Genomic DNA, 3,778 nt, shown 5'->3' on the forward strand with positions numbered 1-3,778 from the left:
CCAGGCTGGTGCGCGCATGCTGTGCGCGAGTGGTATCGGTCCACATCGTTGATCCAAGGTAGTTTTTGGCAAAACCCCTGAATCAACGGCCGGCGAGGCTGTCAAGCTAACCCACTGATACCACTCACCTCAATTTCGGATCAGACACTCAGGATCAGGTGCGGCCCAACCGACCAACAACATGCCGGCCAGAACTTGTTCATGTGATCGCTTGGAAATTGTGTTGGTCGTGGCGATGCGCATGAGCGCACCTTTCAATTTTCGATAGAGGGATGGTGGCGGAATTTTTGCAGCCCAGAAAAATCCTGCCCAAGCCGCATCTCTATCGTCTCCGCTATCACTTCGTAAGACTGGCGAAAGATTCGTCTCCGTCCATTCGGGAGCAACGAAGTTAAACCACACGAGGTGGTGGCAGAATATGACAAGGGCGTGGCACCTCGGCTCGCCCCCCAGGGCAAGAAGAGCATTGGCGTGTTTTAGCCAGTTCTCCGGCAGCCCTTGCCCCTTGCTCAACACGTTCGTCAAAGGGGCATTGAAGAGGGCCTGCGCGATCTTCCCAGCAGGCGCATTTAGCGCCTCGGTTGCCCAATCGTGATCGCCAGTTCCCCGGATAATCGCGGAATTTCCGGAGGTAGGGTCGGCACAAATGATATCCGCAATTCTCCCAACGACCTTGAAGAAGACTGTCTCATCGCGCTGCGAAAGAGCCGTGGACACGTTTAGGGCCCACTCTGACAAGGGGTAGATCAGCCCTGAAACGTCCTTCCGCGGATAAGATAGAAGTCGTCTGGCAGTGAGCAGGATGAACCTCGGGCTATCACTCTTGCGAGTCTCCGCCGTGAGGAATGTGCGCCACGCCCATTCAGGGTATTCCCCATTCTTTGCAGCGAGATGCAAGGCTGCCAGTGCTCTAACGGGCTTTTCTTCCACTAATCCGGAGAAAGGCGACCTTTCCACAAACTCTTCGCTCCGCCCGCTGAGTTCTTTGGCCTTTGCCAAGATGGCGGACAGAGGAACTGAGACCAAGCCGGACGTGTCTTTTTCTGTTCGAACCCAGCCAACTCGGCCCTCCAATGATGCAGCGGCCGACGCGGAGTATTCAGGTTTCCACTTGGGAGCGCGACATTGAAGTTCCTCACTAATCTTCGCCAGATCAACCCCAAGACTGCAACCTTGGCCTTCTAGCCAATGTAACCGGTTGAGGACGGCGAATGCCGACCTTTCTATAAATTCCCGTCCCTCTTCATCCTTCCAGCGATCAGGTCCGGCAACGATTCTTTCCTCAATGCGCTGCTGTACCGTTTCGCTAAGTTCATTCCACCGACGTTTCAGCGACAGAAGCAAGTCCCGTTGGTCACGAGAGCTCCAGAACGCCTCATCGGGCAGCAGTTCGGCCTCTCGTGAAAAATCGTCCACAGGAACTAGCGTATTGTTCCCCATCGCCCATATTCGCAGGCGATTGAAAACTGGATCGTCTGAAGCCCACGCGCTGACTTCGAATTTGGCTGCTTGAGGATTGATTTCCGCTAACCGCTGCAAGAGAGTGGCATACTCGATTATATGAGAGCCAAGTCCGTGGTTGCGCTCGTATTGATCGTCGCCAACGTTGTCGTCCGCCACGATGGGGCAAATAGCCATCAAGCCGTAGCCCCCAATTTCCTTTTCCAGAAGAACTGCCATTTCTAGATTCCGGCTCAGGGCCTTGACCGTTTGCGCTAACCACTCGTCCGGGATCTCGATTTGCTCGTGCTTTTCTGGATATTTGACATCCATCCGCACAAGATCACCGACCTGTAAATCGGCCCCCGTACTCGGCGGCTTTGGTCCTCCCCAATAGTTGCTCTGGGCTTCAAAATACGGCTGTCGAATAGTTGAGTACTGCCTAACTGCGGCGGAATCCCATCCGTCCTTCGTTATCTGGGCCTTGAGTTCAAAGATATCTCGATGAAATTCGCCCCGATAGGAATCCCAACTCTCGAAAAGATACCTCCAGGCCTTACGGATTTCCGGCTTCGAATGTTGCGGAGCACGTTCCAACTGCCACCTGATGCGGTCCCGTATGTCGGGATGAAGCGCAAATTGATGCGCAGCCCACCAAACGCTAGCGGCTTGGTCAGACACTCGCGTCAACCAATGGCTCAACACGGAAATGCGGGGCACCAATCGCGGTGCGTTTCTCGCCCAGTGTCCACGCAGCGCCGGAAAATTATCGGCTCTGAGCGCCTGACGATCTATGCGGTTTAGTGCGAATGCATCCCACGAACCATTTGGCACTTCTCGTCTAACGTTGTGCTCGTCGGGCTCGGGCTTGTCCGGAACAGAGTCGGAGTCCAACCCGTAAAGGTCGAAAGGATCGACGTATTCGCCCTTCTCTACAAGAGTTCCCAAATGCCCCGGTTTTGCATAGCGGCGATATGGATCAAAAACGCAAAGCCATTCCGCAGGAGGCGGGATTTCCTCTTCTGCAAAGCGTTTCGCACCTTCGTAAGATGACACGACGTGTGCCACCTGCCCGCGCTCATGTGGAGCTAGAGCCTCGGGCCCTTGTTGCGACATGCGAATAACGTCTCGATACCAGCCATCCACATCTCTGGCTCTTGCAGACCAAGCTTCCAATGTCCGCCAAAGCGCTGCATGACCATCAGAGTCATCGTAGGCGATAGCCTCCACTCCTTTGTGGCGCCATCGCGCCGCCGCGTCGGCCTCACCACCGGACTGTAAAGCGTACACATGATCCAGCCGACCGGGTACTTTGTTCAGTGCTTCAAGTAGATATTGGACGGGGGGATCGTCGGCTGCATAACCGACAAAAACGACCACAAACCGCGCCAAAATTGATCGGAAGAACTCGGTCGCCCATCCGTCCGCGAGGTATGCTCGCCCGAATTCCGAACTCGAGAGAACGAAGCCGTCTCCCTCGGCGCCATCGTATGCTTCGGTGGCACGACCGTGGAGATAGACAATTCCGTTTAGCTCACCAGCTCGTCGCGGATCGGGAAGTCGCGGCGGCTGCCAAGTCTGAAGATCGCGGCCACATTCATCAAACAATCGGTCAAAGTTGGTTGTGACGAGGCGAACCACGCCGTCCGTGCTTGTTGCTAAGTCCAGCAAGACTCGGTGGGCGCTTAGGTCACAGGGTCTGCTTGGCTTCAGCGCGGATGCTACTGCCGCCTCTATATCTCGGGCAACGAATTCACGTTCCAAGAGGCCAAAAACACGATCAGCGGATATCACTCCGGCCACACCGACACGGCCATCGATTTCGCGTGCCTCTTCCACCAGTCGGCACGCAGGGCTGTCTTTAGGCACGCCCAGTGAAGTGATTACCTCTTCCGCAAGGCCGAAGAAGTCAGGAAGCTGCGCTCTAGCCCTGGAAACCCCTGCACCACAAAAGAATACGACGCGCCCCTGATCTCGTGCCCAAAGCAACTCATCAGGAATTGATGGGCCGTCTTCAACGAATCTCACGGATCCCCCCATATGCAGAAAATAATCAAGTCCGACACCTAGAGGTCAGGCTACAACATTTGTGAGTTTCGGTACCATGCAATCTCCGCTCGAACTGGGTACGCCGTTTGGCCGCCGGAGACGAATGACCACTCTTGGCGCGCGCCACGGTCTTCCGCGTGGTCACCCATGATGTCCGCTTTTATACCGCTGAGCGGATGATCTGACTCTGGCGTGATTTGCGTGGCTTCGGCGACCGTGATTCCTTCGTACTAGATGCGACGAGGGAGATGCGGATGGCGTTGGAGATCAGCGACAGATATTCGGCAGG

Annotated in this window: 1 protein-coding gene; it reads right to left on the reverse strand. The window is 55.5% G+C overall.

All coding sequences use genetic code 11. The features are described from left to right. Window positions 1–129: 129 nt before the first annotated feature. Window positions 130–3,468, reverse strand: coding sequence for an SIR2 family protein (locus tag SMD10_RS24960; RefSeq protein ID WP_331688434.1), 3,339 nt, complete (start codon window positions 3,466–3,468; stop codon window positions 130–132). Window positions 3,469–3,778: the final 310 nt, after the last annotated feature.

The organism is Consotaella aegiceratis (assembly GCF_036541425.1).
Lineage (GTDB): Bacteria > Pseudomonadota > Alphaproteobacteria > Rhizobiales > Rhizobiaceae > Consotaella > Consotaella aegiceratis.